Annotated in this window: 27 protein-coding genes; 16 read left to right on the top strand and 11 right to left on the bottom strand. The window is 68.6% G+C overall.

What is annotated here, in order from left to right; translation table 11 throughout:
- Window positions 1–212 precede the first annotated feature (212 nt).
- Window positions 213–713 carry a DUF2147 domain-containing protein gene (locus VGD93_RS14800; RefSeq protein WP_395012934.1) on the top strand — a complete coding sequence of 167 codons (501 nt, stop codon included), beginning with the start codon at window positions 213–215 and terminating at the stop codon, window positions 711–713.
- 10 nt (window positions 714–723) lie between these two features.
- On the opposite strand, the gene VGD93_RS14795 is transcribed toward VGD93_RS14800, so the two are convergent.
- Both VGD93_RS14795 and VGD93_RS14790 read right to left on the bottom strand, forming a co-directional pair.
- Window positions 724–1,410: a glutathione S-transferase family protein gene (locus VGD93_RS14795; protein ID WP_395012933.1), complete on the bottom strand. Its 687-nt coding sequence runs from the start codon at window positions 1,408–1,410 to the stop codon at window positions 724–726.
- Window positions 1,411–1,542: 132 nt separating this feature from the next.
- Window positions 1,543–1,986 carry a glyoxalase superfamily protein gene (locus VGD93_RS14790; RefSeq protein WP_395012932.1) on the bottom strand — a complete coding sequence of 148 codons (444 nt, stop codon included), beginning with the start codon at window positions 1,984–1,986 and terminating at the stop codon, window positions 1,543–1,545.
- Window positions 1,987–2,306: 320 nt separating this feature from the next.
- On the opposite strand from VGD93_RS14790, the gene VGD93_RS14785 reads away from it, so the two are divergent.
- From VGD93_RS14785 to VGD93_RS14755, 7 genes are all read left to right on the top strand, one after another.
- Window positions 2,307–3,074 carry a sulfite exporter TauE/SafE family protein gene (locus tag VGD93_RS14785; RefSeq protein ID WP_395012931.1) on the top strand — a complete coding sequence of 256 codons (768 nt, stop codon included), beginning with the start codon at window positions 2,307–2,309 and terminating at the stop codon, window positions 3,072–3,074.
- A 234-nt stretch (window positions 3,075–3,308) separates the two neighbouring features.
- A complete protein-coding gene (locus tag VGD93_RS14780; protein WP_395012930.1) occupies window positions 3,309–3,959 on the top strand; it encodes a cell wall hydrolase in 651 nt (216 codons plus the stop codon).
- Between the two features lie 139 nt (window positions 3,960–4,098).
- Window positions 4,099–4,512 carry a YciI family protein gene (locus VGD93_RS14775; protein WP_395012929.1) on the top strand — a complete coding sequence of 138 codons (414 nt, stop codon included), beginning with the start codon at window positions 4,099–4,101 and terminating at the stop codon, window positions 4,510–4,512.
- A gap of 63 nt (window positions 4,513–4,575) precedes the next feature.
- Entirely contained in the window at window positions 4,576–4,995 is a 420-nt protein-coding gene (locus tag VGD93_RS14770; RefSeq protein ID WP_395012928.1) for a YciI family protein, read from the top strand.
- A 47-nt stretch (window positions 4,996–5,042) separates the two neighbouring features.
- Window positions 5,043–6,323 carry an RNA polymerase sigma factor gene (locus VGD93_RS14765; RefSeq protein ID WP_395012927.1) on the top strand — a complete coding sequence of 427 codons (1,281 nt, stop codon included), beginning with the start codon at window positions 5,043–5,045 and terminating at the stop codon, window positions 6,321–6,323.
- 9 nt (window positions 6,324–6,332) lie between these two features.
- Window positions 6,333–6,671, top strand: a complete 339-nt coding sequence (locus tag VGD93_RS14760; RefSeq protein ID WP_395012926.1) for an ArsR/SmtB family transcription factor — start codon at window positions 6,333–6,335, stop codon at window positions 6,669–6,671.
- Between the two features lie 32 nt (window positions 6,672–6,703).
- Complete coding sequence (locus tag VGD93_RS14755) at window positions 6,704–7,168, top strand: SRPBCC family protein (protein WP_395012925.1); 465 nt, start codon at window positions 6,704–6,706, stop codon at window positions 7,166–7,168.
- 4 nt (window positions 7,169–7,172) lie between these two features.
- Here the strand turns inward: VGD93_RS14755 and VGD93_RS14750 are convergent, their stop codons facing one another.
- A complete protein-coding gene (locus VGD93_RS14750) occupies window positions 7,173–7,364 on the bottom strand; it encodes a hypothetical protein (protein WP_395012924.1) in 192 nt (63 codons plus the stop codon).
- 257 nt (window positions 7,365–7,621) lie between these two features.
- Between VGD93_RS14750 and VGD93_RS14745 the strand changes: the two genes are divergently transcribed.
- Complete coding sequence (locus VGD93_RS14745) at window positions 7,622–8,428, top strand: potassium channel family protein (protein ID WP_395012923.1); 807 nt, start codon at window positions 7,622–7,624, stop codon at window positions 8,426–8,428.
- A gap of 53 nt (window positions 8,429–8,481) precedes the next feature.
- On the opposite strand, the gene VGD93_RS14740 is transcribed toward VGD93_RS14745, so the two are convergent.
- The 3 genes from VGD93_RS14740 to ndk form a co-directional block, all read right to left on the bottom strand.
- Entirely contained in the window at window positions 8,482–8,994 is a 513-nt protein-coding gene (locus VGD93_RS14740) for an Hsp20/alpha crystallin family protein (protein WP_395012922.1), read from the bottom strand.
- A gap of 233 nt (window positions 8,995–9,227) precedes the next feature.
- A complete protein-coding gene (locus VGD93_RS14735) occupies window positions 9,228–9,434 on the bottom strand; it encodes a tautomerase family protein (RefSeq protein ID WP_395012921.1) in 207 nt (68 codons plus the stop codon).
- A 13-nt stretch (window positions 9,435–9,447) separates the two neighbouring features.
- The gene (ndk, locus tag VGD93_RS14730) at window positions 9,448–9,870 is read right to left on the bottom strand and encodes a nucleoside-diphosphate kinase (RefSeq protein ID WP_395012920.1); all 423 of its coding nucleotides are present in this window, start codon (window positions 9,868–9,870) and stop codon (window positions 9,448–9,450) included.
- Between the two features lie 212 nt (window positions 9,871–10,082).
- On the opposite strand from ndk, the gene VGD93_RS14725 reads away from it, so the two are divergent.
- Window positions 10,083–11,978 (top strand): ABC-F family ATP-binding cassette domain-containing protein, encoded by a 1,896-nt coding sequence (locus VGD93_RS14725; RefSeq protein ID WP_395012919.1) that lies wholly within the window; start codon window positions 10,083–10,085, stop codon window positions 11,976–11,978.
- 3 nt (window positions 11,979–11,981) lie between these two features.
- Here VGD93_RS14725 and VGD93_RS14720 read toward each other — a convergent pair whose 3' ends face one another.
- Genes VGD93_RS14720 through VGD93_RS14710 form a run of 3 tightly spaced genes read right to left on the bottom strand, consistent with a single transcriptional unit; the run spans window position 11,982 to window position 14,576 of the window.
- Window positions 11,982–12,599 (bottom strand): YitT family protein, encoded by a 618-nt coding sequence (locus VGD93_RS14720; RefSeq protein WP_395012918.1) that lies wholly within the window; start codon window positions 12,597–12,599, stop codon window positions 11,982–11,984.
- A gap of 9 nt (window positions 12,600–12,608) precedes the next feature.
- Window positions 12,609–13,058 carry a DNA polymerase III subunit chi gene (locus VGD93_RS14715; protein ID WP_395012917.1) on the bottom strand — a complete coding sequence of 150 codons (450 nt, stop codon included), beginning with the start codon at window positions 13,056–13,058 and terminating at the stop codon, window positions 12,609–12,611.
- A 9-nt stretch (window positions 13,059–13,067) separates the two neighbouring features.
- Window positions 13,068–14,576, bottom strand: a complete 1,509-nt coding sequence (locus tag VGD93_RS14710) for a leucyl aminopeptidase (RefSeq protein WP_395012916.1) — start codon at window positions 14,574–14,576, stop codon at window positions 13,068–13,070.
- Between the two features lie 257 nt (window positions 14,577–14,833).
- Here VGD93_RS14710 and VGD93_RS14705 point away from each other — a divergent pair, with 257 nt between their 5' ends.
- From VGD93_RS14705 to rsmA, 6 genes are all read left to right on the top strand, one after another.
- The gene (locus VGD93_RS14705; RefSeq protein ID WP_395012915.1) at window positions 14,834–15,922 is read left to right on the top strand and encodes an LptF/LptG family permease; all 1,089 of its coding nucleotides are present in this window, start codon (window positions 14,834–14,836) and stop codon (window positions 15,920–15,922) included.
- Window positions 15,919–16,980 carry an LptF/LptG family permease gene (locus tag VGD93_RS14700; protein WP_395012914.1) on the top strand — a complete coding sequence of 354 codons (1,062 nt, stop codon included), beginning with the start codon at window positions 15,919–15,921 and terminating at the stop codon, window positions 16,978–16,980. The genes VGD93_RS14705 and VGD93_RS14700 overlap by 4 nt, the downstream gene beginning before the upstream one ends.
- The gene (locus VGD93_RS14695) at window positions 16,980–19,259 is read left to right on the top strand and encodes an LPS-assembly protein LptD (protein WP_395012913.1); all 2,280 of its coding nucleotides are present in this window, start codon (window positions 16,980–16,982) and stop codon (window positions 19,257–19,259) included. Before VGD93_RS14700 ends, VGD93_RS14695 begins: the two co-directional genes overlap by 1 nt.
- 87 nt (window positions 19,260–19,346) lie before the next feature.
- Window positions 19,347–20,240 carry a peptidylprolyl isomerase gene (locus tag VGD93_RS14690; RefSeq protein WP_395012912.1) on the top strand — a complete coding sequence of 298 codons (894 nt, stop codon included), beginning with the start codon at window positions 19,347–19,349 and terminating at the stop codon, window positions 20,238–20,240.
- 86 nt (window positions 20,241–20,326) lie between these two features.
- A complete protein-coding gene (pdxA, locus tag VGD93_RS14685; RefSeq protein ID WP_395012911.1) occupies window positions 20,327–21,361 on the top strand; it encodes a 4-hydroxythreonine-4-phosphate dehydrogenase PdxA in 1,035 nt (344 codons plus the stop codon).
- A 2-nt stretch (window positions 21,362–21,363) separates the two neighbouring features.
- Window positions 21,364–22,194: a 16S rRNA (adenine(1518)-N(6)/adenine(1519)-N(6))-dimethyltransferase RsmA gene (rsmA, locus tag VGD93_RS14680; RefSeq protein WP_395012910.1), complete on the top strand. Its 831-nt coding sequence runs from the start codon at window positions 21,364–21,366 to the stop codon at window positions 22,192–22,194.
- A gap of 35 nt (window positions 22,195–22,229) precedes the next feature.
- On the opposite strand, the gene gmk is transcribed toward rsmA, so the two are convergent.
- Window positions 22,230–22,868, bottom strand: coding sequence for a guanylate kinase (gene gmk / locus VGD93_RS14675; protein WP_395012935.1), 639 nt, complete (start codon window positions 22,866–22,868; stop codon window positions 22,230–22,232).
- Between the two features lie 2 nt (window positions 22,869–22,870).
- The gene (locus tag VGD93_RS14670) at window positions 22,871–23,761 is read right to left on the bottom strand and encodes a YicC/YloC family endoribonuclease (protein ID WP_395012909.1); all 891 of its coding nucleotides are present in this window, start codon (window positions 23,759–23,761) and stop codon (window positions 22,871–22,873) included.
- Window positions 23,762–23,772: the final 11 nt, after the last annotated feature.

Below are 23,772 nucleotides of genomic sequence, written 5' to 3'. Positions count from 1 at the left end.
GGAAGGCGCGGCGCCCCGCCGTGCCGCGGCCCTGCCGGCCCCGGTGATGCAGAAGCGCCGCGCCAACGCCCCGATCTGCCACAGCGCGGACATGAAACTGCGCTTTTTCATTGCAATGGAAGCGAAGTCGGCGGGCTATGCCGGCATAGTGCGGCGCGGCGCCATGGGGCGAGTCGGCGCCGCGGCGGGCGACTTGCGCGGAGAAGTGGTCCATGACACGGAACAGCTTGTGGCGGCAGATCGGCGTGCTGTGCGCCGTGGCGCTCGCCGGCGCGCCCGCTGCGGCGCAGGAACCGGCTGAGCCGGCCGCCGTCGTCGAAGGCGTGTGGCTCACCGACAGCCAATCCGAGATGACCATCGCGCGCTGCCTCGAAGGCTTCTGCGGCTACATTTCCAAGATCGTCATCACCGAGGAGATCGTCGCCAAGTACGGCAGCGACGTGAAGGCCATCGGCACCAACTTCACCGACTACAACAACAAGGACCCGGCGCTCAGGAACCGGCCGATCCAGGGCCTGCAGATTCTCACGTTGCGGGCCGCGAACCGGCCTTTCGTGTACGAGGGCGAGATCTACAACCCCGAGGACGGCAACGTCTATTCGGGCTCGGTCGAGGTGACCGGGCCCGATGCGCTGACGCTCAAGGGCTGCGTGCTGTACGTGCTATGCCAGGAGCAGCACTGGACGCGCGTCCCCCAGATCGTCGGCGAGTGACCGGCGCCGGCTAACCCGCCGGCTGCACCACCCCGAAGGCAGCGGGCGCGACCGGCGCCGCCGGCTCGGGGATGGCCAGCGCCGCCTGCACGGCGGGCCGGGCGCCGATGCGCTCGAGCCAGGTCACGACGTTGGGGAAGGCGGCGATGTCGATGCCGTGGCGGTGGTTGCGCGTGGCCCAGCCGAACAGGGCGATGTCGGCGATCGAATAGTCACCGGCGACGTAGTCGCGGCCGGCGAGGTGCGTGTCGAGCACGCGGTACAGCCGCTGCGCCTCGTTGCTGAAGCGCTGCACGGCGTAGGCCTCCCGCGTCGGGGCGTCGTGCAGGAAATGCGCGGCCTGGCCGAGCATGGGGCCGAAGCCGGCCACCTGCCAGAACAGCCACTGGTCGACCTCGACCTGCGCCCGCGGGTCGACCGGGTAGAAGCGCCCGAACTTGCCGCCGAGATATTTGAGGATGGCCCCCGATTCGAAGATCGAGATCGGCGTGCCCCCCGGCCCCTCCGGATCGACGATGGCCGGGATCTTGTTGTTGGGCGAGATGGCGAGGAACTCGGGCCGGAACTGCTCGCCCCGGCTTATGCGCACGTAGTTGAGATGATAGGGGACGCCCAGTTCCTCGAGCATGATGGTGGCCTTCCGGCCATTCGGGGTGGCGGCGTAATAGAGCTCGATCCGCTGTGTCTGGGTCGTCATCGCTGGGTCCGTTGCTTGCATCGCGGCGGACGCCCGCAGGCGCCCGCCCAGGTGACTCAGCTTACATCGTCACTTTACGATGAAACAACCGCCCGGCGAGGAACAATGTGGCGGGGAAGCCCCCGCCACGGGTCAGATTTTGCTCAGCCGCAGGTGCGGCTCGCCGTCGCTGGTGCGGGCCGGCGAGATACCCCTCAGGTCGACGATGGCGGTGACGCGCTGGCGGAACGCCTGGAACAGCTGCGAGGTCACCACGTCGACCGGGCGGTCGAACTTGACCGTCACCTGGTAGTGCTGCATGTCGGCGAGCAGCTGCACGCCGAGGACAAGGCCGGTGAAGGGCTGGCGCAGATAGGCGCCGCGGACGCGCTGGCCGACCTGGAAGGGCGACACCACGCGCTCCGGCACGGCGGCCGCGGCGGTGTTCCAGTCCCGGTAGCCGTGGCGGCGGGCGATCTCCTCGAGCGCCGCGCCGTGCGTGATGGGGACGCCGGCGCGGGCGCGTTCCGCCCGCAGGGCGCGGGCCTCGGCCTTGAAGCTGGCGGCGGATGGGGTATCGAGCGAAAAACTGGTCATGATCTGCGTCTCACAGCGCTGGAGGCCTGCTGTCATGGGGCCCGCATTGCCATGAACCGCCTCGATGCTGGAGCGATCATGCTGCCGTCGCGCCGGATGCGCGGCTGACTTCACCTGCGGGAAACCCGGCGGGCGGCTGGCGTCAGCAACCGGGGCGACATGTGGGGCGCGCGCCCGCGCTTGTCAACCGGCACGGGGCGCCGCCCGATGACCGGACAAGGCGGGGTCATCGTCCCGCTTGCAGTTCCCGGCGGGAAAACCATTTCCCACTTTTCCCGAAAACGCTCTATAGGGGGCGACTGCCTTTCTGGAACATCCCCATGACCGAACTGCTCCTCCTCGTCGCCGGCCTGGTTGGCGGCGCCCTCAATTCGCTGGCGGGGGGCGGCTCGTTCGTCGTCTTTCCGGCGCTGCTCGCCGCCGGGGTGCCGCCGGTCCTTGCCAACGCCTCCAACACCTTCGCCGCCCTGCCCGGTTATGCCAGCGGCGCCGCCGGCTTCTGGGCCGACATCATGAAGCACCGCGAGCGGCTGCTGCTCTACTCCGCCATGTCGCTGGTCTTCGGCTATCTCGGCGCCGAGTTGCTGCTGCACGTCTCGGACGCGCAGTTCGAGCTGGCGGTGCCGTGGCTGATGCTGTTCGCGGTGGTGCTGTTCGCCTTCGGCGCGCAGCTCAACCAGTGGGTGCAGACCAGGGCCAGCGGCAGCCAGCGGCTGCGCGCGACCGGCGCGGTGCTGCTGCTCGGCCTGCTGGCGGCGAGCTGCGTCTATGGCGGCTTCTTCAATGCTGGCCTCGGCATCCTGCTGCTCGCCTTCCTCGCGCTGGCCGGGTTCACCGACATCCACGCGATGAACGGCATCAAGCTGTGGATCTCCTTCATCATCGCCCTGGTGGCCGTGGTGCGCTTCGCGCTCGGCGACAGCATCGACTGGTATCACGGCAGCATCGCGCTGGTGGGCGTGACGATCGGAGGCTACCTCGCGGCGCGGCTGGCCCACCTCATCCCGGCGCGGCTGATCCGGGCCCTGGTCATCGTCTATGGCGTCGGGCTGACGGGCTATTTCTTCTGGGACGCCTACGCCGGCTGAACGCGCCCGCCGGGACCGATGGTGGCGAGCCAGCGCCGGCCGGGCGGCCACCAGGTCAGTACTGCTGCCCCGTTTTCGCCCCGCAAAGCGCCCATTTGGCCGCCATGCGGCCCCATTATGCCCACTCGGACTTGGCAAAGCCCGGCCGCCGGCCGCCTGCGACCGGCGCGCAACGACAATGACTGAACGGGTTCCGAACTGCCTAGTAATGCGTCCCAGCGGGCCGGCCGCAGCATGCGCGCGGCCTGCGCCCTCCTCCTCGTCCCTACCCTGATCACCCTTGCCCCCGTCGCGCCGGCGGCGGCCAACGACCTGCCCCCGGCGGCGCACGCCTACACTGCCCAGCCGGACCGGACCCCTGCCAGCCCGGCGCTGGCAGCGATCGGTCGCGCCACCGATGCGGCTCCCGACCCGGCCGTCCTGAGCTGGACCAGATCATATGCGCGCGACTTCGTCGCCTATGTCCGGGACACGCGAGCGCGTCCCGCCGTCACCGCCAAGCAGCGGCACTGCCTCGCCACCGCGATCTATTTCGAGGCGCGGGGCGAGCCCGAACGCGGCCAGGTCGCGGTGGCGCAGGTCATCCTCAACCGGGTCGCCGATCCGGCCTATCCCGATACGATCTGCGATGTCGTCTACCAGAACCGGGACTGGCGCAACCGCTGCCAGTTCTCCTTCGCCTGCGACGGCAAGCCCGAGAAGATCACGGAAAAGCACGCCTGGGCGCAGGCGGTGGAGGTCGCCCGGGCGGTGAGCCTGGGCCGCGCCGAGGTCACGGCGCTGGCCGGCGCCACGCACTATCACGCCAGCTACGTGTCGCCGCGCTGGGCGCCGCGCCTCAAGCGCCTGGCCCGGATCGGCCAGCACATCTTCTACCGCAGCTGACCCACCGGCCTTCCCAGCAGGGAGACCGTGCGCCATGGTGTTGACGATTTCCTGTTCCCCCGTGTCGAAACCGGCCCGCCCCGTTCGTCGTCAGCATGGGCGGGCATGGAAGCCCGCCGCCATCGGAACGGAGAACAAGATGCGCTTCATGGTCATCGTACACGCCACCAGGGATACCGAAGCCGGGGTGATGCCGGGCGAAGAACTGCTCGAGGCAATGGGCAAGTACAACGCGGAACTGGTCAAGGCCGGCGTGATGCTGGACGGCGCCGGGCTGCAGCCCAGTTCCAAGGGCGCCCGCGTCCACTTCTCCGGCGACCGGACCCGCGTGGTCGACGGCCCCTTCACCGAAACCAAGGAACTGATCGCCGGCTATTCGGTGCTGCAGTGCAACTCGCGGGAAGAGGCCATAGAGTGGGTGCGGCGGATGCCCAATCCCACCGGCGAGGAAGGCATCGTCGAAATCCGGCAGCTCTACGAGCTCGACGATTTCGGCCCGAGCGAGGCGATCGAGACGCATTTCCGCGGCCAGGATCATGCTGCGGCAAGGTAGGCCAGGATCGGCGCCGGGCGGACGCGCGCCCGGGGCACCGGTGTCATGCAAGGAGGAATTGCCATGCGCTTCATGGTCATCGTCAAGGCGACGGGCGAGTACGGGTCCCCGAGCCCGGAAGAACTCGCCGAGATGGGCAGGTACAACGAAAAGCTGATCGAGGCCGGGGTGATGAAGGGCGGCGAAGGCCTGCTGCCCCCCTCGAAAGGGGCGCTCGTGCGCTTCTCGAAGGCCGGTCCTACGGTGGTCGACGGCCCCTTCAGCGAGACGAAGGAACTGATCGGCGGCTTCTGGATCCTCGACGTCAAGTCGAAGGAGGAATGCCTCGAATGGGTGAAGCAGATCCCGTTCGGGGAGGGCGAAGTCGAAGTGCGCCAGATCGCCGAAGTCGAGGATTTCACGCGCGACGAGGTGTCGGCGCCGGCGCTCGACCAGGAAAAGGCCTGGCGTGAGCGTGGCGACTGGGACCAGCAGATCGGCTGAACGGATGAGCTTGCGGCACGGCGGCGAAGCTGGTTTGCTCCACCGCCGTGAGCACAGCCGATGCACATCGGGCCATCGAGGCCGTCTGGAGGATCGAATCGCCCAGGCTCGTCGCCGCGCTGACCCGTATCGTGCGCGACATTTCCTTCGCCGAGGAACTGGCGCAGGACGCGCTGGAGGTGGCGCTGCGGCAGTGGCCGGAAAGCGGGGTGCCGCGCAATGCCGGCGCCTGGCTGATGACGACGGCGAAGCGCCGGGCCATCGATCATTTCCGACGCGACAGGATGGCGGCGGGCAAGCTCGCAGCGCTGGGCCGCGACCTCGAGGAAATCGAGCAGACGGTGCCGGACTACGACACGGCACTCGACGACGACATCGGCGACGACCTGTTGCGGCTCATGTTCACCGCCTGCCACCCGGTCCTCTCTGCCGAAGCGCGCGCGGCGCTGACGCTGCGGCTGATCGGCGGGCTAACCACCGGGGAGATCGCGCGCGCCTACCTCGTGCCCGAGGCGACGGTTGCGCAGCGCATCGTGCGGGCCAAGCGCAGCATCGCCGCGGCCGGCGTCCCGTTCGAGGTCCCGCGCGGCGAGGAGCGCGCCGGGCGGCTCGCCTCGGTGCTCGAGGTCATCTACCTGATCTTCAACGAGGGCTATGCGGCGACCGCCGGCGACAGCTGGCTCAGGCCGGCCCTGTGCGAGGAGGCGCTGCGACTCGGGCGCATCCTCGCCGGGCTGATGCCCGCCGAGGCCGAAGTGCACGGGCTGCTGGCGCTGCTCGAAATCCAGGCGTCGCGCACCGCGGCGCGGACCGGGCCCGGAGGCGAGCCGGTACTGCTGCTCGACCAGGACCGGGCGCGCTGGGACCAGTTGCTGATCCGGCGCGGGCTGGCCGCGCTGGCCCGCGCCGAGGCGCTGGGCGGCGGCGGATCCTATGCCCTGCAGGCTGCGATCGCCGCCTGCCACGCCCGGGCGCGCACCGCGGAGGCCACGGACTGGGCCCGCATCGCCGGGCTCTATGACGCGCTGGTCGCGGTCACGCCCTCCCCCGTGGTCGAACTCAACCGCGGCGTTGCCCACGCTTTTGCATTCGGGCCGCAGGCCGGGCTCGACATCGTCGACCGGCTGCTGGCGGAGCCGGCGCTGACATCCTACCACCTGCTCCCGAGCGTGCGCGGCGACCTGCTGCAGAAGCTGGGGCGCATGGAGGAGGCCGCCACGGAGTTCGCGCGGGCGTCCCAACTGACGCGGAACGAACGCGAACGGGAACTGCTGGAGGCGCGAGCGGCGGCCACCCGGGGCATTGACCGCGGATCCGATCCGGCATAACTTAAGTGTATGCTTAACCAAGATGCAGTGCTGGACCAGATGTTCCAGGCCCTGGCGGACCCGACGCGGCGACGGATCGTCGAGCGGCTGTCCCGGGGTCCGGCCTCGGTAAGCGAACTGGCGCGGCCCTTCGCCATGTCGCTGCCTGCCGTGGTGCAGCATCTGCACGTGCTGGAGCAAAGCGGGTTGGTCTCGACGCGGAAAGTCGGGCGCGTCCGTACCTGCACGCTCGACACCCAGGCGCTCACGCTCGCCGAGCAGTGGATCAACGAGCGCCGGCTCGGCTGGCAGCGGCGCCTCGACCGGCTCGGCGACATCTTGGCCGAACCCGAATCCGAGCGGCCGTAGCCGGCCATATCCATTAGGCGAAGGAGGACACGATGACCGAGAGATCCGTCGCGCATGGCGACTTCACCGTCGAGCGCATGTACCCCGTTCCGCCGGCGCGCGTGTTCGCCGCGTGGTCGGACCCGGCGATCAAGCGGCGCTGGTTCGGCTCGCCGGAGGAGAACAACCCCGAGCACATCTTCGAGTTTCGGGTCGGCGGGCGCGAGTACAATGAGGGCAAGGTGGGCGACGACACCTTCACCTTCGACGTGCGCTACTACGACATCGTGCCCGACACGCGCATCGTCTACGCCTACGAGATGCACATGAACGGCAAGCGCATCTCGGTGTCGGTCGCGGCAGTGGAGTTCAAGCCCGACGGGCACGGGACGCATCTGATCGTCACCGAGCACGGCGCCTTCCTCGACGGCCTCGACAACGTCGCCCAGCGCGAGGCGGGCACGCAGTACCTCATGGACCAGCTCGGCGAGGAGATGAAGCGGCAGAGCGCCAGCTGAGACGCTAGTCTCCGGCCCTCAGGCGCTGCAGTTCGGCCTTGTAGATGCGCAGGCTGAGGAAGATGGCGAAGCTGAAGCAAACGACACCCGTCATCTGCGACAGCGGCAGGAAAGAGAGCGCGGGAACGTGCTTGGCCGCGAGCAGCATGAGCACGAGGGCGATGGCGGCGGCAACTTCGGACACGCGAAAAAGCATAGGTGCCTGCAATCCTTTCTGTTTTCGCGCGCGGGCCGACGCCGCTCCCGCACGCGGGATGCTGTAATTTTCCGGAATGGTCTGCTGAGCCGACCCCCCTTGCATCGATGCTACGGCAATCTGTTATTGGTTCCATCAAAAAATTCGTGAGACGCATTATTCTGCGCCGACCGTGCAGCAGTGCAACAATACGAGTCGGGCGGAAAGCCGATCCGGGGAATCACCTGCAGCTTTGCGGGCAGTGACGGAGGCCAAGCATGGACGAGCGAACCCCGGAGCCCGAGAGGACCGCAAACCGGATCGAGGAGGTGCGCGCGCGCCTGCGGCTGCTCTATCACGGGCGCTCCGTGCGCGCCGTCCGCTTCCAGTACGTCCTGCTGGTCGTCGACCTCGCTATCATCGCCTTCTTCATTGCCTCGCCGCTGATCCGCGACCGTCCGTCATTCGTGTGGCTCGACGCCGCCGTCGCCGCGATCCTGCTGGCCGATATCGGCGCCCGCGCTCTCGCCGCCACCGATCTGTGGCGCTGGCTGCGGCAGCTGACCACGATCGTCGATCTCGTCGTGCTGGCAACGCTGCTGTTTCCCGCGTGGCTGGCCAATTTCGGCTTCCTGCGCATCCTCAGGCTGTGGACGCTGTCTCGCCGCGGCGGGCTGGTGTGGGGACCGCTGCGCAAGCACCACCTGCGCAAGTGGGAGGAGACCGCGAGGGCCGTCGTCAACCTGGTGACCTTCCTGTTCGTCACCACCGGCTTCATCTACACCTTCTTCGCGCGTACGGATTCCGGCATCGAGGGCTACATCGATGCGCTGTATTTCACCGTCACCAGCGTGACCACGACCGGGTATGGCGACATCACGCTCAGCGGCGCCGGGGGCCGGCTGGTGTCCATCGCCGTGATGATCGTCGGGATTTCGCTGTTCGTGCGGCTGGCGCAGGCCATCTTCCGCCCGCACAAGGTGTACTTCCCCTGCCCCCGATGCGGGCTCCAGACGCACGACGCCGACGCCGTGCACTGCAAGGCCTGCGGGCAGATCCTCAACATCCCCGATGAGGGCTCATAGGCCCGGCGGAGCGCCGGTGTGTGGCGGCCGGAGCCCGCGGCCGCACAGCACCGTCAGTGCCTGATGGCGATCTTTTTGGTCTTCTGCTTCGCCTCTACGGGCTTGGGAACGGTCAGCGTCAGCACGCCCTTGTCGTACCTGGCCATCACCTTGCCCGCATCGATGTCGAAGGGCAGACCGATCGAACGCGAGAACCTGCCGTAGGAGCGCTCGGAGCGGTAGCGCTCGCCCTCCTTCTGCTCATGGGCCGACTTCTTCTCGCCGGAGATGGTGAGCACGTCGTCGGCAACGGAGATGTCGATGTCCCTTTCCTCCATGCCGGGCAGCTCGGCGCTGATGATGATCTCGCCATCGGTTTCGTGCAGGTCGAGCGAGGGCACCAGGTCGAAGCCGCCGTTTCCCATCTCTGTCATCGGCATGGAGGGCCAGTTCGACAGCAGCGACGGCATGCGGAACCCGGAGGAGAAATCCTCGAACATGCGATCGATCCTGTCCTGCAGGACGTCGAAGGGGCTCATCGCGGTGCGATTGCCCTGAGTCGTAGGCAATGTGTTGCGAGCTTTCATTTCCTGTCTCCAAGATGAAGGAGCGGCCGTCGATCCGGACGCCGGCGATATCCTTGCCGGGAGCACCCCCGCCGCCCTTGATCGCGGTCAACTCCACCATTCGGGAAACGAAAAACGCAGTGGGAAGGTTGCGCCGAACGCCGCCGGACCCGGCCGCTCCCGCCGGACGGTTCACCGCAGAAAAGAAAAGGCCGCCCGGAGGCGGCCTGTTCGCGTCAACCTGCCGATGCCGGCTAGCCTCCGGTCCGCCTGCGGGCGGTCGCGATGGAGGTTCCCCGGTGCCCCCAGTTCGCCTTGGGAACTTCGTCGATGACGACGAATGTCGTTTCGGGGTTCTTGTTCAGAACCCGCACGAGCACGTCCGTGATCCCCTTGATCACCTCGTCCTTCTGTGCGTCCGTGACGCCGTCGTCGGTGATGCGGACATTGACGTAGGGCATCGGGGCCTCTGGCTCAGCCGACGATTTCGTCGTCGGTGAAGAAGAACTTGATCTCCTGCGCCGCCGTCTCGGGCGCGTCGGAGCCGTGCACGGAGTTCTCGCCCACCGATACGGCAAACTCCTTGCGGATGGTGCCCGGGGCGGCCTTGGCCGGGTCGGTGGCGCCCATCACCTCGCGGTTGCGGGCGATGGCGTTCTCGCCTTCGAGCACCTGCACGACCACCGGGCCGGAGGTCATGGTCTCGACCAGCTCGCCGAAGAAAGGACGCTCCTTGTGGACGGCATAGAAGCCCTCGGCCTGGGCGCGGGTCATCCTGATGCGCTTGGAAGCGACGACGCGCAGGCCGGCCTCCTCGAGCTTGGCGGTGACCTTGCCGGTGAGGTTGCGGCGCGTCGCGTCGGGCTTGATGATGGAGAAAGTGCGCTCGAGAGCCATGTATCGGTCCTTGCTGTGTGCGAGGGAGGTGGCGCCTTGTAGCCAAGGGCCATGGCCGAGGCAAGACGGCGCATGCGCGGGAATCGGCCGACGCCGCCGCGAGCCGGTCGGCGTTGGACATCTGCGGTCGCGCGCGCTATTGGCTGGCGCTCTGTCGCCCCGATCACCCGAAACGCGCCGCCGCCCCGGCGGACGCAGCACCCGTAGCCGCCATGCTCAAGATCGCCAACCTCACCTACCGCATCCAGGGGCGGCCGCTGTTCGAAGGTGCGTCGGTGGTGCTGCCGACGGGCGCCAAGACCGGCTTCGTGGGCAAGAACGGCTCGGGCAAGACCACGCTGTTCCAGTTGATCCTGGGCCGGCTCGCCCCCGATGGGGGCAGCATCGAAGTCGCCAAGCGGGCCCGCGTCGGCGCCGTGGCGCAGGAAGCCCCGGCCGGCGAAACCTCGGTGCTGGAGATGGTGATGCAGGCCGACAGCGAGCGGGCGGCGCTGCTGGCGGAGGCGGAGACGGCCAGCGATCCGCACCGGATCGCCGAGATCCACACGCGGCTCGCCGATATCGATGCGCATACGGCGGAGGCGCGGGCCGCGACCATCCTCAAGGGGCTGGGCTTCGAGCAGGACCGGCAGCTGGCGCCGACCTCCGAACTCTCGGGCGGCTGGCGCATGCGCGTAGCGCTCGCCGGCGTGCTGTTCAGCCAGCCCGACCTGCTGCTGCTCGACGAGCCGACCAACTATCTCGACCTCGAGGGCACGCTGTGGCTGGAGAAATACCTCGCCACCTATCCCTATACCGTGTTCATGATCAGCCACGACCGCGACCTGCTCAACAAGGCGGTCAACTCGATCATCCATCTCGAGCACGGCAAGCTCACCTTCTACCGCGGCGGCTACGACACGTTCGAGGAGACGCGCCGCATGCAGATGGAGCTGAGCAACAAGACGCGCGAGAAGACGCTGGCCCAGATCGCGCACCTGCAGAGCTTCGTCGACCGCTTCAAGGCCAAGGCCACCAAGGCCAAGCAGGCACAGGCCCGCGTCAAGATGATCCAGAAGCTGAAGCCGCCGGCGGCGATGTTCGACGAGTATGCCGCGCCCTTCACCTTCCAGAACCCCAAGAAGATCCCGGCGGCGCCGATGCTTACCTTCGACGATGTGTCGGTGGGCTATGGCGACAAGGTGGTGCTGCGCAGGATCACCAACCGCATCGACCCCGACGACCGCATCGCGCTCATCGGCGTCAACGGCAACGGCAAGTCGACTTTCGCCAAGCTGCTGGCGGGCGACCTCAAGCCCATGGGCGGGCAGATGCGCAAGAGCAAGGGGCTCGAGATCGCCTATTTCGCCCAGCACCAGATGGACAAGCTCAGGCCCGAATGGACGCCGCTCGAGCACGTCGTCGAGCTCATGCCCAATGACAGCGAGGCGCGGCGGCGCAGCCGGGTAGCGCAGATGGGCCTGACCACGAGCCGCATGGACACCAAGGCGAAGAACCTTTCGGGCGGCGAGCGCGCGCGCCTGCTGATGGGCCTCATCACCTTTTCGGGCCCCGGGATGCTGATCCTCGACGAGCCGACCAACCACCTCGACATCGACAGCCGCGACGCGCTGGTCTCGGCGCTCAACGACTACGAGGGCGCGGTGCTGATCATCAGCCACGACCGCCACCTGATCGAGGCGACGGTCGACAAGTTGTGGATCGCCGAAGGCGGCACCATCCACGAGTTCGACGACGATCTCGACGGCTACCAGCGCCAGCTGACCGGCGCCGGCGGCGGCAAGGCCAACGGCAAGGCGGCCACCCCTGCCCCGGCCTCGCAGGAAGACCGCAAGGCGCAACGCCAGGAGGCGGCTGCCCGGCGGGCCGAGATCGCGCCGCTGCGCCGCTCGATCAAGGACGCCGAGCACAAGATCGCGCGCCTGCGCACCGAGCTCGCCAGGGTCGAGGCCGTCCTCGCCGATCCCAAGACGTATGACGGCGCACCCGAACGCATCGCGCTGCTCGGCAAGGACAAGGCACGCTTCGAGAGCGAGGTCGAGAGGACGGAGGAAAGCTGGCTCACCCTCAGCGCCCAGCTCGAGGACGCCGAGAAGGCGCAGGCCTGAGCCTCAGCTGAAGCCGACGTAGCGCCCCGGCTTGTGGTTCATGCCGATGATCAGGTTGAGCACCAGCGCCCCGAGCAGCGACACCAGCACGCGGTCGGCGGGGACGACGAAGAACGCCGCGACCAGGATCACCGCGTCGACGCCGAGCTGGAAATAGCCGGCCCTTATGCCGAAGCGTTCCTGCAGGAACAGCGACAGGATGTTGACGCCGCCCACGCTGGACTTGTGGCGGAACAGCAGCAGCATGCCGAGCCCGAGCAGGCTGCCGCCGACCAGCGCGGCGAACAGCGGCGCCACGGCATCGATCTGCAGCCACAGCGGGAACAGGCTCGAGAACAGCGACACCAGCCCCACCGAGGCCACCGTCTTTATGGTGAACGGCCAGCCCATGCGCAGCACGGCGAGCACGTAGAACGGCAGGTTGATGACGAAGAACAGCAGGCCGAAGCCAACCCCGGTCCCGTAGTGCAGCAGCAGGGCCAGCCCGGCCGTGCTGCCGGTGATCAGCGTCGCCTTGGTGAACAGCGTGACGCCGAGCGCGATCATGGCGGTGCCGACAAGGATGGCGAAGACGTCTTCGAGGAGGGTGTGCCGGCTCGGGGCCACGGCATCGGGGACCATCCGCATCTTCTAGGCCTTCTTCGCCCATCGCCCGGAAGGGTCCTGCTGCCAGTAGGTGACCTCGTTGCCCTCGCGCAGCGCCCGCCAGGCGGTACGAGCCTCGGCGACGGCATCGGGATCGTGGCCGGAGAACAGGTAGACGAGGCGCTGGTAGCCGGCTGCCGCTTGCGGCACGGCGCGATCGACGAAGAAGCGGACCTGGGCGCCGTTGGGGTTGCTCGCGTCGGTAACGATGAGCACCGGGTGCTCGGCGTCGAATTCATCGCCGCTGGCCACAGCGTGCGGCAGGAAGCTGTCGTCGCGGTAGGTCCACAGCGCCGTGTCGAGCGCTTCGGCGCGCTCGGAGCTTCCGGTTTCCACGACGGCGCGCCAGCCGCGCTCGAGGGTCTTTTCGAGCAGCACCGGCACCACCCGCTCGAGCGGCTGGAATTCAAGGTGGTAGAACAGGATTTCGGTCACGAGGGCACCCTATGCCTCGTAATTATCCCTCACCAGCCGGTCGAGCAATGCGACGCCGTAGCCCGGGGCCCAGGAGGTGTTGACCTCGCTGCTGCTCGCCCCCATGGCGGTGCCGGCGATGTCGAGATGGGCCCAGGGGACGTCGTTGACGAAGCGGGCGAGGAACTGCGCCGCAGTGATCGAGCCGGCCTGGCGGCCGGCCGAATTCTTGATGTCGGCGAAGCGGCTCTCGATCAGCTTGTCATAGGCCGGCCCCATGGGCATGCGCCACAGCTTCTCGCCGGTGGCGAGGCCGGCAGTGAGCAGCCGGCCCGCCAGTTCCTCGTCGTTCGAGAACAGCCCGGCATGGTCCTGCCCCAGCGCCACCCCGATCGCCCCGGTCAGGGTGGCGAGGTCGACCATGAAGCGCGGCTTGAAGCGGGACTGCGTGTACCAGAGCGCGTCGGCCAGGACGAGCCGGCCCTCGGCGTCGGTATTGTTGATCTCGATGGTGGTACCCGACATGGCCCGGACGATGTCTCCCGGCCGCATGGCGGTGCCGCTCACCATGTTCTCGACGAGGCCGATGACGCCCACGGCATTGATCCGGGCCTTGCGGGCGGCGAGCGTGCGCATCAGCCCGGTGACGGCAGCGGCGCCGCCCATGTCGCCCTTCATGTCCTCCATGCCCGCCGCCGGCTTGATCGAGACGCCGCCCGAATCGAACACGACGCCCTTGCCGACGAAGGCGACGGGGCGCGTTCCCTTGCCGCCGCCGTTCCAGTGCATGACGACGAGGCGGGGCGGACGGGCGGACCCCTGCGCCACCGACAGGAGCGCGTTCAGGCCCAGCTTGCGCAGCTGCTTTTCGTCGAGCACCTCGACCTCGAGGCCGAGCGGGGCAAGTGCCTCGGCGTGCGCGGCGAACTCCTCGGTCCCCAGCACGTTGGCCGGCTCGTTCACCAGGTCACGCGCCATGAGCGTGCCCTCGACCACCGCCGTGCGGTCGGCGATGGCCGCTTCGCTGCCCTTGCTGTCGGTTACGTAGAGCGTGACGGCGAGCGCCTCCGGCTCGCTGCTCTCGCCGTTCTTCGGCTTCTGGCTCTTGTAGCGGTCGAAACGATAGTGCCTGAGCCGCACACCCGCGGCCAGTTCGGCCACGCGCGCGGGGGTCGCCTCGGCACTGTCCAGCACCACCGCGGCCTCGGCGATCCGCAGGCCCATGAGCTTGCCGGCAAGCGAACCGCCGCGATCGGCCCAGGCGTTCGCGGGAGGATTGTCGCCCTCGGCCGGCTTGCCGGCGCCGAGCACCAGCAGCCGGTCGGCGGCGAGCCCGCTGGGCGCGAGGATGTCGAGCACCTGGCCCTGCCGGCCGCTGAACCCGGCGGCGGACGACAGCTTCTTCCAGTCGAGCCCGGTTGCGGCCCAGATCTCGCCGCCCTTGCCCGCCGGGGCGGCGCCGTCGCCGGCGTAGATAACCAGCGTCCCGGTGGGCGCGAGCGGGAAAGCGGCAGTCGTGACTGTGAGGGTGTGCGGCATGGACATGGCCTTTGGCGGGGCGCCGCGGCCTGGGGAACGTCGCGGACGGGGAGGAAGGCACACAGACTTAGTGCGTTTGGCTGGCGCGTCAATCCCGCAACACCGGGATGACTTTCGGGCGCCGCCCCGGGCCCGGAAGGGCCTTTGCCTTGCCAAGCCGGCGCCGGACACGCCATGGTCCCCGGCGGTAATGCCCGCGACGAGACAGCCCCGGGCCGGGCTTCCGCGGGTGGGCCGACACCGTGGGCAAAGGCCAAGTGACGCGTCTGAGCAGATATCTGGCGAAAGTGTTTGCCGTCGAGACCGCCGCGCTGTTCGCGGTGGCGGCGTTCCTGCTGTACCTCATCCAGTGCCTGCGCAGCTTCAGCGTGGTGGCGGTCAAGGGGCAGGACGTGTTCACCCTGCTTGGCCAGGCCCTGCTCACCATGCCCACGCTGGGGGTGGTGTTTCTCTATGTCTGCGCCGGCATCGGGCTGGCGCGCGGCCTGCGGGCGCTGCAGGCCAGCCAGGAACTGCACATCATCCACGCCAGCCGGCGGGTGCCGGCGCTGGTCGGGGCCATCGGGCTGTTCGCCGGCGGCTGGGCGCTGGTCGTGCTGCTGCTCGCCAATTTCGTCGAGCCGGTGACCAACCGCCAGTTCAACGACTGGGCGGCCAGCGTGGCAGCTGACCTCGTCAGCCGCACGCTGACGCCAAATCGCTTCGTCGAGGTCGTCCCCGGCGTCACCATGCTGATCGGGGGGCGCGGCGCAGAGGGCGAGCTCACCAACTTCTTCGCCGACGACAACCGCAACCCCGCCATGCGCCGTACCTACCTGGCCCGCACCGCCACCGTGGCCGCGGACGAGCAGGGCTACGTGCTGCAGTTGCGCGACGGCGCCATCCAGCACATGTCGGCCGACAAGCGCTTTTCAGAGGTCGCCTTCGCCCGCTACGACATGGCGCTGGAGCGCCTGACCGGCCCCGCCGAGGCACGCGAAGCGCTGGGCGAAATGAACAGCATCGATCTGGTGCGGCGGGCGCTCGCCGGCGGCAACTGGGACCGCGATACCATCCGCCAGCTGTCGCGGCGCCTGGGCGAAGGGCTCAGGGTGATCGCCATCTGCCTGTTCGTCGCCGCCATCGCCGCCTTTCCCCACGGCCGCCGCACGGCGCGCGAAATTCCTCTTGAAATCGTCGTTCTCGCCGCGGCTTTCGTCGAGCGCGGCCTGTCCTCCAGCCTGCTGCCGGCGACGCCGTACGACCCTATTCCCGGCGCCCTGCTGCTGGCGGCCGGCTCGACGGCGGCGTTGCTGGCGCGCCTGCGCGTGTTTGCACCGAGGCGCCAACGGGCGGCGCCGGCATGACCCGTATCGACTGGATCATCCTCAAGCGCCTCGGCAGAAGCATCGCCGGGACCGTCGTCGTGCTGTTCGGCCTGATCGCGCTGGCGGAGTCGCTCAATGTCTGGCGGTTCCAGCACCTGTCCGGCATCGGCGGGCCGCTGCTGGGCCTGCTGGCCATCGTGGTGGAAGCGGCGCGCTGGTCGCTGGGCACGTTGCCGGTGACGCTGCTGATCGGGGCCATCATCGGCATCCTCGACCTGCAGGCCCGGCGCGAACTCACCGTGATCAAGGCCGCCGGCATCTCCATCTGGCGGGTGCTGCGAGCCCCCGCCATCGCCGTCGTCCTGCTCAGCGTCCTCGCCTCGCTGGGCGCGGACACCGCAATCGTCACCCTGTCGCGCCAGCTTGCCCTCAACATGCCGCAGGTGCAATCGACCGACCGAGGGCTGTGGCTGCAGCAGCGCGGCGGGGAAGAGGACTACGTGATGATGGCCGCCCATCCCTACCCGGGCGGCACCGTGCTCGAGGACGTGACGGTCTTTCTCGACCGCGACACGGGCGGCGGCCGCATCCACGCGGGATCGATGCGGCTCACCCCCGGCGCCTGGGTCATCGGCGAAGGGACGCGCTTCCACCCCGACCGCCCGCCCGAGCAGGTGCACGACCTGGCGCTGCCGACGACGACCACCGCGGGCGACATGGGAGTCAAGCTCGCGTCCCCGGTGGAATTGACGATTTTCGAACTGGCGGCGGCGCTGTCGAAACGCCTGACCGATCCGGACCTGCGCAACGGCGTGGAAATGCGCTTCCTCAGACTCCTCGCGCTGCCGCTGGTTCTGATAGGGTCCCTGCTCATCGCCTTTGCGTTTACCGCGGGTTATCGAAGGACGAATAAATATGGTGCTGCGGTACTTTATGGTATCGTTCTTGGGTTTGTGGTTTATGTGATCACGGAAATGGCGGCCATGGCTGGCGCCGCCGGGGTCCTGCAACCCGCATTTGCCGCGGTCGCACCGGCATTTGTGGCGATTGTCATAGGCACCACGGTGCTGCTGTTCAGGGAAGACGGACGGACCTGATGTTCTCGCGCCGTGACATGTGTTGCGTGTCGTCACCGCGCCGCCTCGCAGCGGAAATTGTCGTTGCCTGCCTGCTCTTCGCCGCGAGTGCCCTGCCTGCTGCCGCGCAACTGCTGCCAGCCGGCTTCTTCGACCGGGTACCGGCAACCGGCGGCCAGGCGCGGATCGAAGCCGACACGCTGGCCTATGACGGCCGCCGCGACGTCATCAGCGCCGAGGGCAGCGTCGTCATGCTGTATGACGGCTACACCCTCACCGGCGACCGGCTGTCCTACAACCAGGCGACGGGCGAATTGTGGTTCGAGGGCAACGTGGTGATCCGCGAAGCCAGCGGCACGCTCTACCGGATGGACCGCGTGCACGTGACCGGCGGCATGAAGGAGGCTTTCCTCGAATCGCTGACGTTGACCACGCCCGACGGTGCCCTGATCCGGGCGCGGGACGTCGACTACTCGCGCGAACTGGCCACGATCCTCACCGACGCCACCTACTCGCCCTGCGGGCTGTGCATCGACAGCAAGGGCCGCCGCATCGGCTGGCAGGTCAAGGCCAGCAAGATGACCTATGACGGCGATGCCGGGCTGGTCTATCTCGACAATCCGAGCCTCGAACTCCTCGGCATCCCGGTGGCGTGGCTGCCGTGGATGGTGCTGCCGGACCCCAGCCAGCCGCGCCGCCAGGGCTTCCGCATGCCCAGTTGGGACTATTCCGACAAATACGGCGCACGGCTGGATGTGCCCTACTTCATTCCGCTCGGGGAAAGCGCGGAGATCATCCTCACGCCCTCGCTGATGAGCCGGCAGGGCCTGCTCATGGGGGCCGAGTGGGAGCAGCGTTTCGACTACGGCGCGGTCAACGTCAGGGGCTGGGGCACCTACCAGCTCGACCCGTCCGCCTTTGCCGGCACGGTCGGCGACACCGGCTGGCGCGGCGCCATGCAGGCCACCGGCCGGTTCACGCCGTTCCCGGACTGGCGCGCCGGCTGGTCCTACACCGCCTTCAGCGACGCCGCCTTCCTCAAGGATTACGACCTGCAGAGCAGCGACAATGTCGTCAACGAGGTCTACGCCACCTACCTGACGCGCGACAGCTATCTCGACGTCCGCCTGCAGCAGTTCAACCTGCTCGGCAACTACACGCCGGACGACCAGCAGCGGCACGCCCGCGCCATCCCCAACATCGAGGGGACCCACACCCAAGATCTGGGCGAGATGGGGCAAGTGACGCTGTCGGGCGAAGTCCTCGGCGTGCAGCGCGGCCGCGACCACGTCTACGATTACGTGCCCGACTACGTCTTCGCCTACGAGGAGAACAAGTTCCACGCCATGCTCGAGGCGGCGTGGCAGAACCAGTACATCCTGCCGGCCGGGGTGGTGGCGACGCCCTATCTCGGGCTGCGCGCCGACGCCGCCTGGTACGACGGCGGCAGCGCCCTCAAGCCCGCCGAGGTGTCGCTGCTCGAGGCGACCCCGATCGCCGCGATCGATTTCCGCTGGCCGCTAATCGCGGTCGACGGCGCCGATTCCCACCTGTTCGAGCCGATCGCGCAGCTGGTCTATCGCGGCAGCGACACCACGCTCGTCGGCGTCACCAATGACGACGCGCAAAGCTTCGTGTTCGACGACACCAATCTGTTCTCGTTCAACCGCTTTTCCGGCGCCGACCGGCAGGAGACCGGGCTCAGGGCCAATATCGGCGGGCGCTATCTCGCCAATTTCGGCGACGGCTCCTGGCTGCAGCTGATCGGCGGGCAGTCCTACCACCTCGCCGGCGTCAACGCCCTCGGCATCGCCGATCCGACGCAGACCGGCGCCTCCACCGGGCTGGGCGATGCCGCCTCCTACATCGTTCTTGGTGCCCAGGGCGCCATGTTCGACGGCCTCAAGTTCGGCGCCAAGGCGCAGCTGGATGCGTCGAGCTTCGCCGTCAAGCGGGCCAGCGCCGCGGCGCAGTTGAACTATGGCGACCGGCGGCTGGGACTGGCCTATGCCTTCATCCCGGCCGACCCGGGCGCCGGCAACATCGTCGAACAGCACGAATTGTCGGCGACCGCCACCACGCCGCTGCCCTTCGACTACTGGTATGCCGATGCCGGGATTTCCTGGGATCTCGTCGCCAACACCTGGCTGCAGCTGAGTGGCGGGGTGACCTATGACGACGACTACCTCGTGACCACACTCTACGGCGCCATCAACGGCCCCACCCACAGCAGCCCCAACGCCACCTCCATCGGCATCAGGCTGAAGCTCCGCGGTCCGGCGGGCGAGTTCAGCCTCTGACTACCGAATTTGGCCGCAATTACCGATGACATATGCCTCCGAGCCGGCTAGGGAACCGGCACAATCGAAAGACCACGGATGATGAGAATGGTTCGCGCAATCGCCGCACTGCTGCTTGGCCTGCTGATCGCCGTCGGCGCAGCCCTGCCTGCCGGCGCCGCCACTGTCAAGGTGACCGTCAACGGCATGCCCATCACGGACGTGCAGATCGCCCAGCGCTCCAAGCTGCTGCAGCTCGAGGGGCGCGGCGGCACCAAGGCGGCGACCGACGAGCTCATCGAGGATGCCCTGCAACTCGACGAGGCCAAGCGCCTCGGCATCACCGTCAGCGAGTCCGAGGTCGACGACGCGCTGCTCAACGTCGCGCGAAACATCAAGGTAAGCCGCGACAAGCTGGTGCAGATCCTCAACCAGAACGGCGTCAACGTCGATACGCTCCGGGACCGCCTGCGGGCGGCGCTGTCGTGGAGCCGGGTCACGCAGCAGGCGATCATGCCGCGCGTGCAGGTCTCCGACGCCGAGCTGGAAGCCCAGGCCGTCGCCAAGCTCGACGCTGCCCACAGCTTCGACTACATCCTCAAGGAAGTCGTTTTCGTCATGCCCGGCGGCAAGGGCTCGGCCTCCGCGCGCACCGCCGAGGCCAACCGCTACCGCAAGAGCTTCCAGGGCTGCGACAGCGCCGTGCAGCTGTCGCTGTCCTATACCGACGCCGCGGTGGTCGACGTCGGCCGGCGGCACGCCACGCAACTGCCCGAACCGATCGCCAAGGAGCTCGCCGGCCTCAACGTGGGCGGCATCACCAAGCCGCGCGTGATCGAGAAGGGCGTGTCGATGCTGGCGGTGTGCGCCAAGTCGGTCGCCGAGGACACCACGTTCATCAAGGGCAATCTGCGCCAGCAGGCCGGCAACGAAGCGCTCAAGGGCGAGGTGGCGGCCTATCTGCAGCGCCTCAAGGACCAGGCCCGCATCGTCTACGAATAGCGGGCACGCTTTTCGCGCCCCGCAGCGCCGGGGCGTGATATAGCCCGTTCGGAGCCGGCGCGGCCGGCATCGGAACGAGTCCCGAAGTGAGCAAGACGCCCCTACCGCCGCTGGCGATCAGCATGGGTGAGCCGGCCGGCATCGGCCCCGACCTGATCCTGCGGCTCTTCGCCGAGCGCCAGGCGCTGGGCCTGCCGCCCTTCATCGTCTACGGCAATGCCGCCTTCCTCGAGGCCCGGGCCCGGCGGCTCGGGCTCGCCCTTGCCATCGCGCCGGCGGCAGCTGCTACGGCGGCCCAAATGTTCGCCACGGCGCTGCCCGTCGCCGACATCGCGGGGGCCGTCCCCGACCGGCCGGGAGAAGCCGACGCGGGCGCCGGCCGGGTGGTGATCGAGGCCATTTCTCGGGCCACCAACGACACGTTGGCGGGCGCCTGCCGCGGCGTCGTCACCGCCCCGATCCACAAGGCGGCGCTGTATTCGGCCGGGTTCGCCCATCCCGGGCACACCGAATTCCTCGCGTCGCTGTGCGCAAGGCCGGGCGAGACGCTGCTGCCGGTGATGATGCTGGCCACGGAAGAACTCCGGGTGGTGCCCGCCACCATCCACGTGCCGCTCAGCCGGGTGCCGGGGCTGCTTACTCCGGCGCTGCTGGAGGCGACCGCGCGCATCGTCGCGCACGACCTGCGCACGCGCCTTGGCATTGCGCGGCCGCGCCTCGCCATGACTGGGCTCAACCCGCACGCCGGCGAGGGCGGCAGCATCGGCACCGAGGATCGCGACATCATTGCCCCGGCGGTGGCCACCCTGCGCCGCGAGAACATCGACGTGCACGGCCCCATCCCCGCCGACACGCTGTTCCACCTGCCGCACTGGCGCCAGTACGACGCCGTCATCGCCATGTACCACGACCAGGCGCTGATCCCGATCAAGACGGTCGCCTTCGACAGCGCCGTCAACGTCACGCTCGGCCTGCCGATCGTGCGCACCTCGCCCGACCACGGCACCGCCTTCGACCTTGCCGGCACTGGCCGCGGCTCGACGGCGAGCCTGCTCGCCGCCATCCGCATGGCGGACCGGATGACGGGCGGGCTCCCAACTGCCCCCGGGATGGCGGCCTAGCCATGGCGATCGACACGCTGCCGCCGCTGCGCGAGGTCATCGCCGAGCACGGGCTCACGGCAAGAAAGCAGCTCGGCCAGAACTTCCTGCTCGATCTCAACCTGACCGCCAGGATCGCGCGCGCCGCCGGCCCGCTGGCGGGGTTCACCATCATCGAGATCGGACCCGGACCGGGCGGGCTGACCCGGGCGCTGCTCGCCGAGGGCGCGGACCGCGTCGTCGCCATCGAGCGGGACGAGCGCGCCCTGCCCGCACTGCAGCAGATCGCCGAGGCCTATCCCGGGCGGCTCACCGTGATCGCCGGCGACGCGCTCGAGGTCGACTACGCCGGCCTCGTCGAGGGGCCGGCCAGGATCGTCGCCAACCTGCCCTATAACATCGCCACGCCGCTGCTCACCGGCTGGCTGACGGCAGCGCCGTGGCCGCCCTTCTACGACAGCCTGACGCTGATGTTCCAGCGCGAGGTGGCGGAGCGCATCGTGGCGCGGCCCGGCGACAAGGCCTATGGGCGGCTGGGTGTATTGTGCGGCTGGCGCAGCGAGGCGAGGATCGCCTTCACCGTAGCCCGTACCGCCTTCACGCCGCCGCCCAACGTCACCTCGGCCGTCGTCCACCTCGTCCCCCGCCCCGTCGATCCCGGCGTCACCGTGCGCGACCTCGAGGCGGTGACGCGCGCCGCCTTTGGCCAGCGCCGCAAGATGATCCGGCAGAGCCTCAAGGCCACGGGCGTCCCGGTCGAGCGGCTGCTCGCGGCGGCGGGCCTGCGCGGCGACGAACGTGCCGAGGAACTGCCGGTGGCGGCGTTCCTCGCCATGGCGAAGGCGCTGCGCTGAGCGCCCCGCCCCTCACGCAGTGATTCACCTGCCTCTCAGAGTGAATCGATCTGGTTCTGCAAGTCCTTGACGAAGCTACCCATTTGCGTCAGGCGGCGGCCGGCGGTGCGGGCCGCCGACAGGATGGCGCGGACCTTCTCGACGCTCTGCTCGAGGTCTTCGTTGACGATGACGTGGTCGTAGTCGCTCCAGTGCTCCATCTCCACGCGCGCGTTCTTCAGCCGGCGCATGATGACGTCGGGGCCGTCCTCGGCCCGGCGTTCGAGGCGGGCCCGCAGCTCCTTGATCGAGGGCGGCAGGATGAACACCGTGACCATGTCGGCGCGGCAGCGCTCGTAGAGTTGCAGCGTGCCCTGGTAATCGATGTCGAAGAGGATGTCGCGCCCGGCGCTGAGCGTCTGCTCCACCCGGGCACGCGGCGTAGCGTAAAGGTTGCCGTGCACGGAGGCCCACTCCAGCAGTTCGCCATCGGCGCGCATGCGCTCGAACTCCGGCACGGAGATGAAGTGGTAATGGACGCCGTCCATCTCGCTGTGCCGCTTGGCGCGGGTGGTGACGGAGACCGACAGCTCGATGCCGGGGTCGGTGGCCATCACGGCGTGCGAGATCGACGTCTTGCCTGCTCCGGACGGCGAGGCGATCACCAGCATGACTCCGCGGCGGGCGATATTCATGGTCACTCGATGTTCTGGACCTGCTCGCGCAGCTGATCGATGACCGCCTTGAGATCAAGCCCGATGCCGGTCAGCTCGACCGCGTTGGATTTCGCGCACAGCGTATTCGCCTCGCGGTTAAATTCCTGTGACAGGAAGTCGAGCTTGCGTCCTACCGGACCGCCCTCGGCAAGCAGCCGGCGGGCGGCGGCGATGTGGGCCTGCAGCCGGTCGAGTTCCTCGCGGATGTCGGCCTTGGTGGCGAGCAGCAGCGCCTCCTGCGCCAGCCGGTCCTCCGGCAGTTCGGCGCCAGCCGCGACGAGGTCTCCGATCTGCTGGCGCAGGCGCAGCAGGATGGCGTCGCGGTTGCGGGCCGGATGAACCTCCGCCGCTTTGGCGAGGGCGGCGATCTCGTCGATGCGCGCGGCCAGCACCGCGCCCAGATGCTGGCCTTCCTGCCGGCGGACTGCGGCCAGGTCGGCCACCGCCGTATCGACGGCGGCAAGGATGGCGGCATGCAGGCCCGCCTCCTCGGTTTCGGAAAGGGGGCTCTCGTGCTGCTCGAGCACGCCCTTGAGGCCGAGGATGCCGTCGAGCCGCGGCCGCTCGGCGTCGACCTGGGTCGACAGCACTTCGAGCGCCGCCAGCACGGCGCCGAGCGCCTGCTTGTTGATGACGACGCGACCATCGGCGCCCTCGCGGTCGACGGTGAGGGTGAAGGCGATGGATCCACGGGTGATCGTGGCGCCGATGCGGCGGCGGATTTCGCCCTCGAGCAGGTCGAAGCCGGGGGGCAGCCGCAGGCGGATGTCGAGCCCGCGCGCATTCACCGACCTGATCTCCACCAGAAAGCCGATCCCCGGCACCGTCCCGCCGGCGCGGGCGTAACCGGTCATGCTGGCAAGTCCCGTCATCGCCCCCTCCG

The sequence above is a fragment of the Devosia sp. genome (assembly GCF_036406155.1).
Lineage (GTDB): Bacteria > Pseudomonadota > Alphaproteobacteria > Rhizobiales > Devosiaceae > Devosia_A.
The sequence above is the reverse complement of the archived record's forward strand: the minus strand, read 5'-3'. Positions and strand labels throughout refer to the sequence as shown.

Coding starts and splice junctions, on each gene's coding strand:
- VGD93_RS14800 (WP_395012934.1), top strand. CDS start 213: ATGACACGGAACAGCTTGTGGCGGCAGATCGGCGTGCTGTGCGCCGTG.
- VGD93_RS14795 (WP_395012933.1), bottom strand. CDS start 1,410: ATGACGACCCAGACACAGCGGATCGAGCTCTATTACGCCGCCACCCCG.
- VGD93_RS14790 (WP_395012932.1), bottom strand. CDS start 1,986: ATGACCAGTTTTTCGCTCGATACCCCATCCGCCGCCAGCTTCAAGGCC.
- VGD93_RS14785 (WP_395012931.1), top strand. CDS start 2,307: ATGACCGAACTGCTCCTCCTCGTCGCCGGCCTGGTTGGCGGCGCCCTC.
- VGD93_RS14780 (WP_395012930.1), top strand. CDS start 3,309: ATGCGCGCGGCCTGCGCCCTCCTCCTCGTCCCTACCCTGATCACCCTT.
- VGD93_RS14775 (WP_395012929.1), top strand. CDS start 4,099: ATGCGCTTCATGGTCATCGTACACGCCACCAGGGATACCGAAGCCGGG.
- VGD93_RS14770 (WP_395012928.1), top strand. CDS start 4,576: ATGCGCTTCATGGTCATCGTCAAGGCGACGGGCGAGTACGGGTCCCCG.
- VGD93_RS14760 (WP_395012926.1), top strand. CDS start 6,333: ATGCTTAACCAAGATGCAGTGCTGGACCAGATGTTCCAGGCCCTGGCG.
- VGD93_RS14755 (WP_395012925.1), top strand. CDS start 6,704: ATGACCGAGAGATCCGTCGCGCATGGCGACTTCACCGTCGAGCGCATG.
- VGD93_RS14750 (WP_395012924.1), bottom strand. CDS start 7,364: ATGCTTTTTCGCGTGTCCGAAGTTGCCGCCGCCATCGCCCTCGTGCTC.
- VGD93_RS14745 (WP_395012923.1), top strand. CDS start 7,622: ATGGACGAGCGAACCCCGGAGCCCGAGAGGACCGCAAACCGGATCGAG.
- VGD93_RS14740 (WP_395012922.1), bottom strand. CDS start 8,994: ATGAAAGCTCGCAACACATTGCCTACGACTCAGGGCAATCGCACCGCG.
- VGD93_RS14735 (WP_395012921.1), bottom strand. CDS start 9,434: ATGCCCTACGTCAATGTCCGCATCACCGACGACGGCGTCACGGACGCA.
- ndk (WP_395012920.1), bottom strand. CDS start 9,870: ATGGCTCTCGAGCGCACTTTCTCCATCATCAAGCCCGACGCGACGCGC.
- VGD93_RS14725 (WP_395012919.1), top strand. CDS start 10,083: ATGCTCAAGATCGCCAACCTCACCTACCGCATCCAGGGGCGGCCGCTG.
- VGD93_RS14720 (WP_395012918.1), bottom strand. CDS start 12,599: ATGGTCCCCGATGCCGTGGCCCCGAGCCGGCACACCCTCCTCGAAGAC.
- VGD93_RS14710 (WP_395012916.1), bottom strand. CDS start 14,576: ATGCCGCACACCCTCACAGTCACGACTGCCGCTTTCCCGCTCGCGCCC.
- VGD93_RS14700 (WP_395012914.1), top strand. CDS start 15,919: ATGACCCGTATCGACTGGATCATCCTCAAGCGCCTCGGCAGAAGCATC.
- VGD93_RS14695 (WP_395012913.1), top strand. CDS start 16,980: ATGTTCTCGCGCCGTGACATGTGTTGCGTGTCGTCACCGCGCCGCCTC.
- VGD93_RS14690 (WP_395012912.1), top strand. CDS start 19,347: ATGGTTCGCGCAATCGCCGCACTGCTGCTTGGCCTGCTGATCGCCGTC.
- rsmA (WP_395012910.1), top strand. CDS start 21,364: ATGGCGATCGACACGCTGCCGCCGCTGCGCGAGGTCATCGCCGAGCAC.
- gmk (WP_395012935.1), bottom strand. CDS start 22,868: ATGAATATCGCCCGCCGCGGAGTCATGCTGGTGATCGCCTCGCCGTCC.
- VGD93_RS14670 (WP_395012909.1), bottom strand. CDS start 23,761: ATGACGGGACTTGCCAGCATGACCGGTTACGCCCGCGCCGGCGGGACG.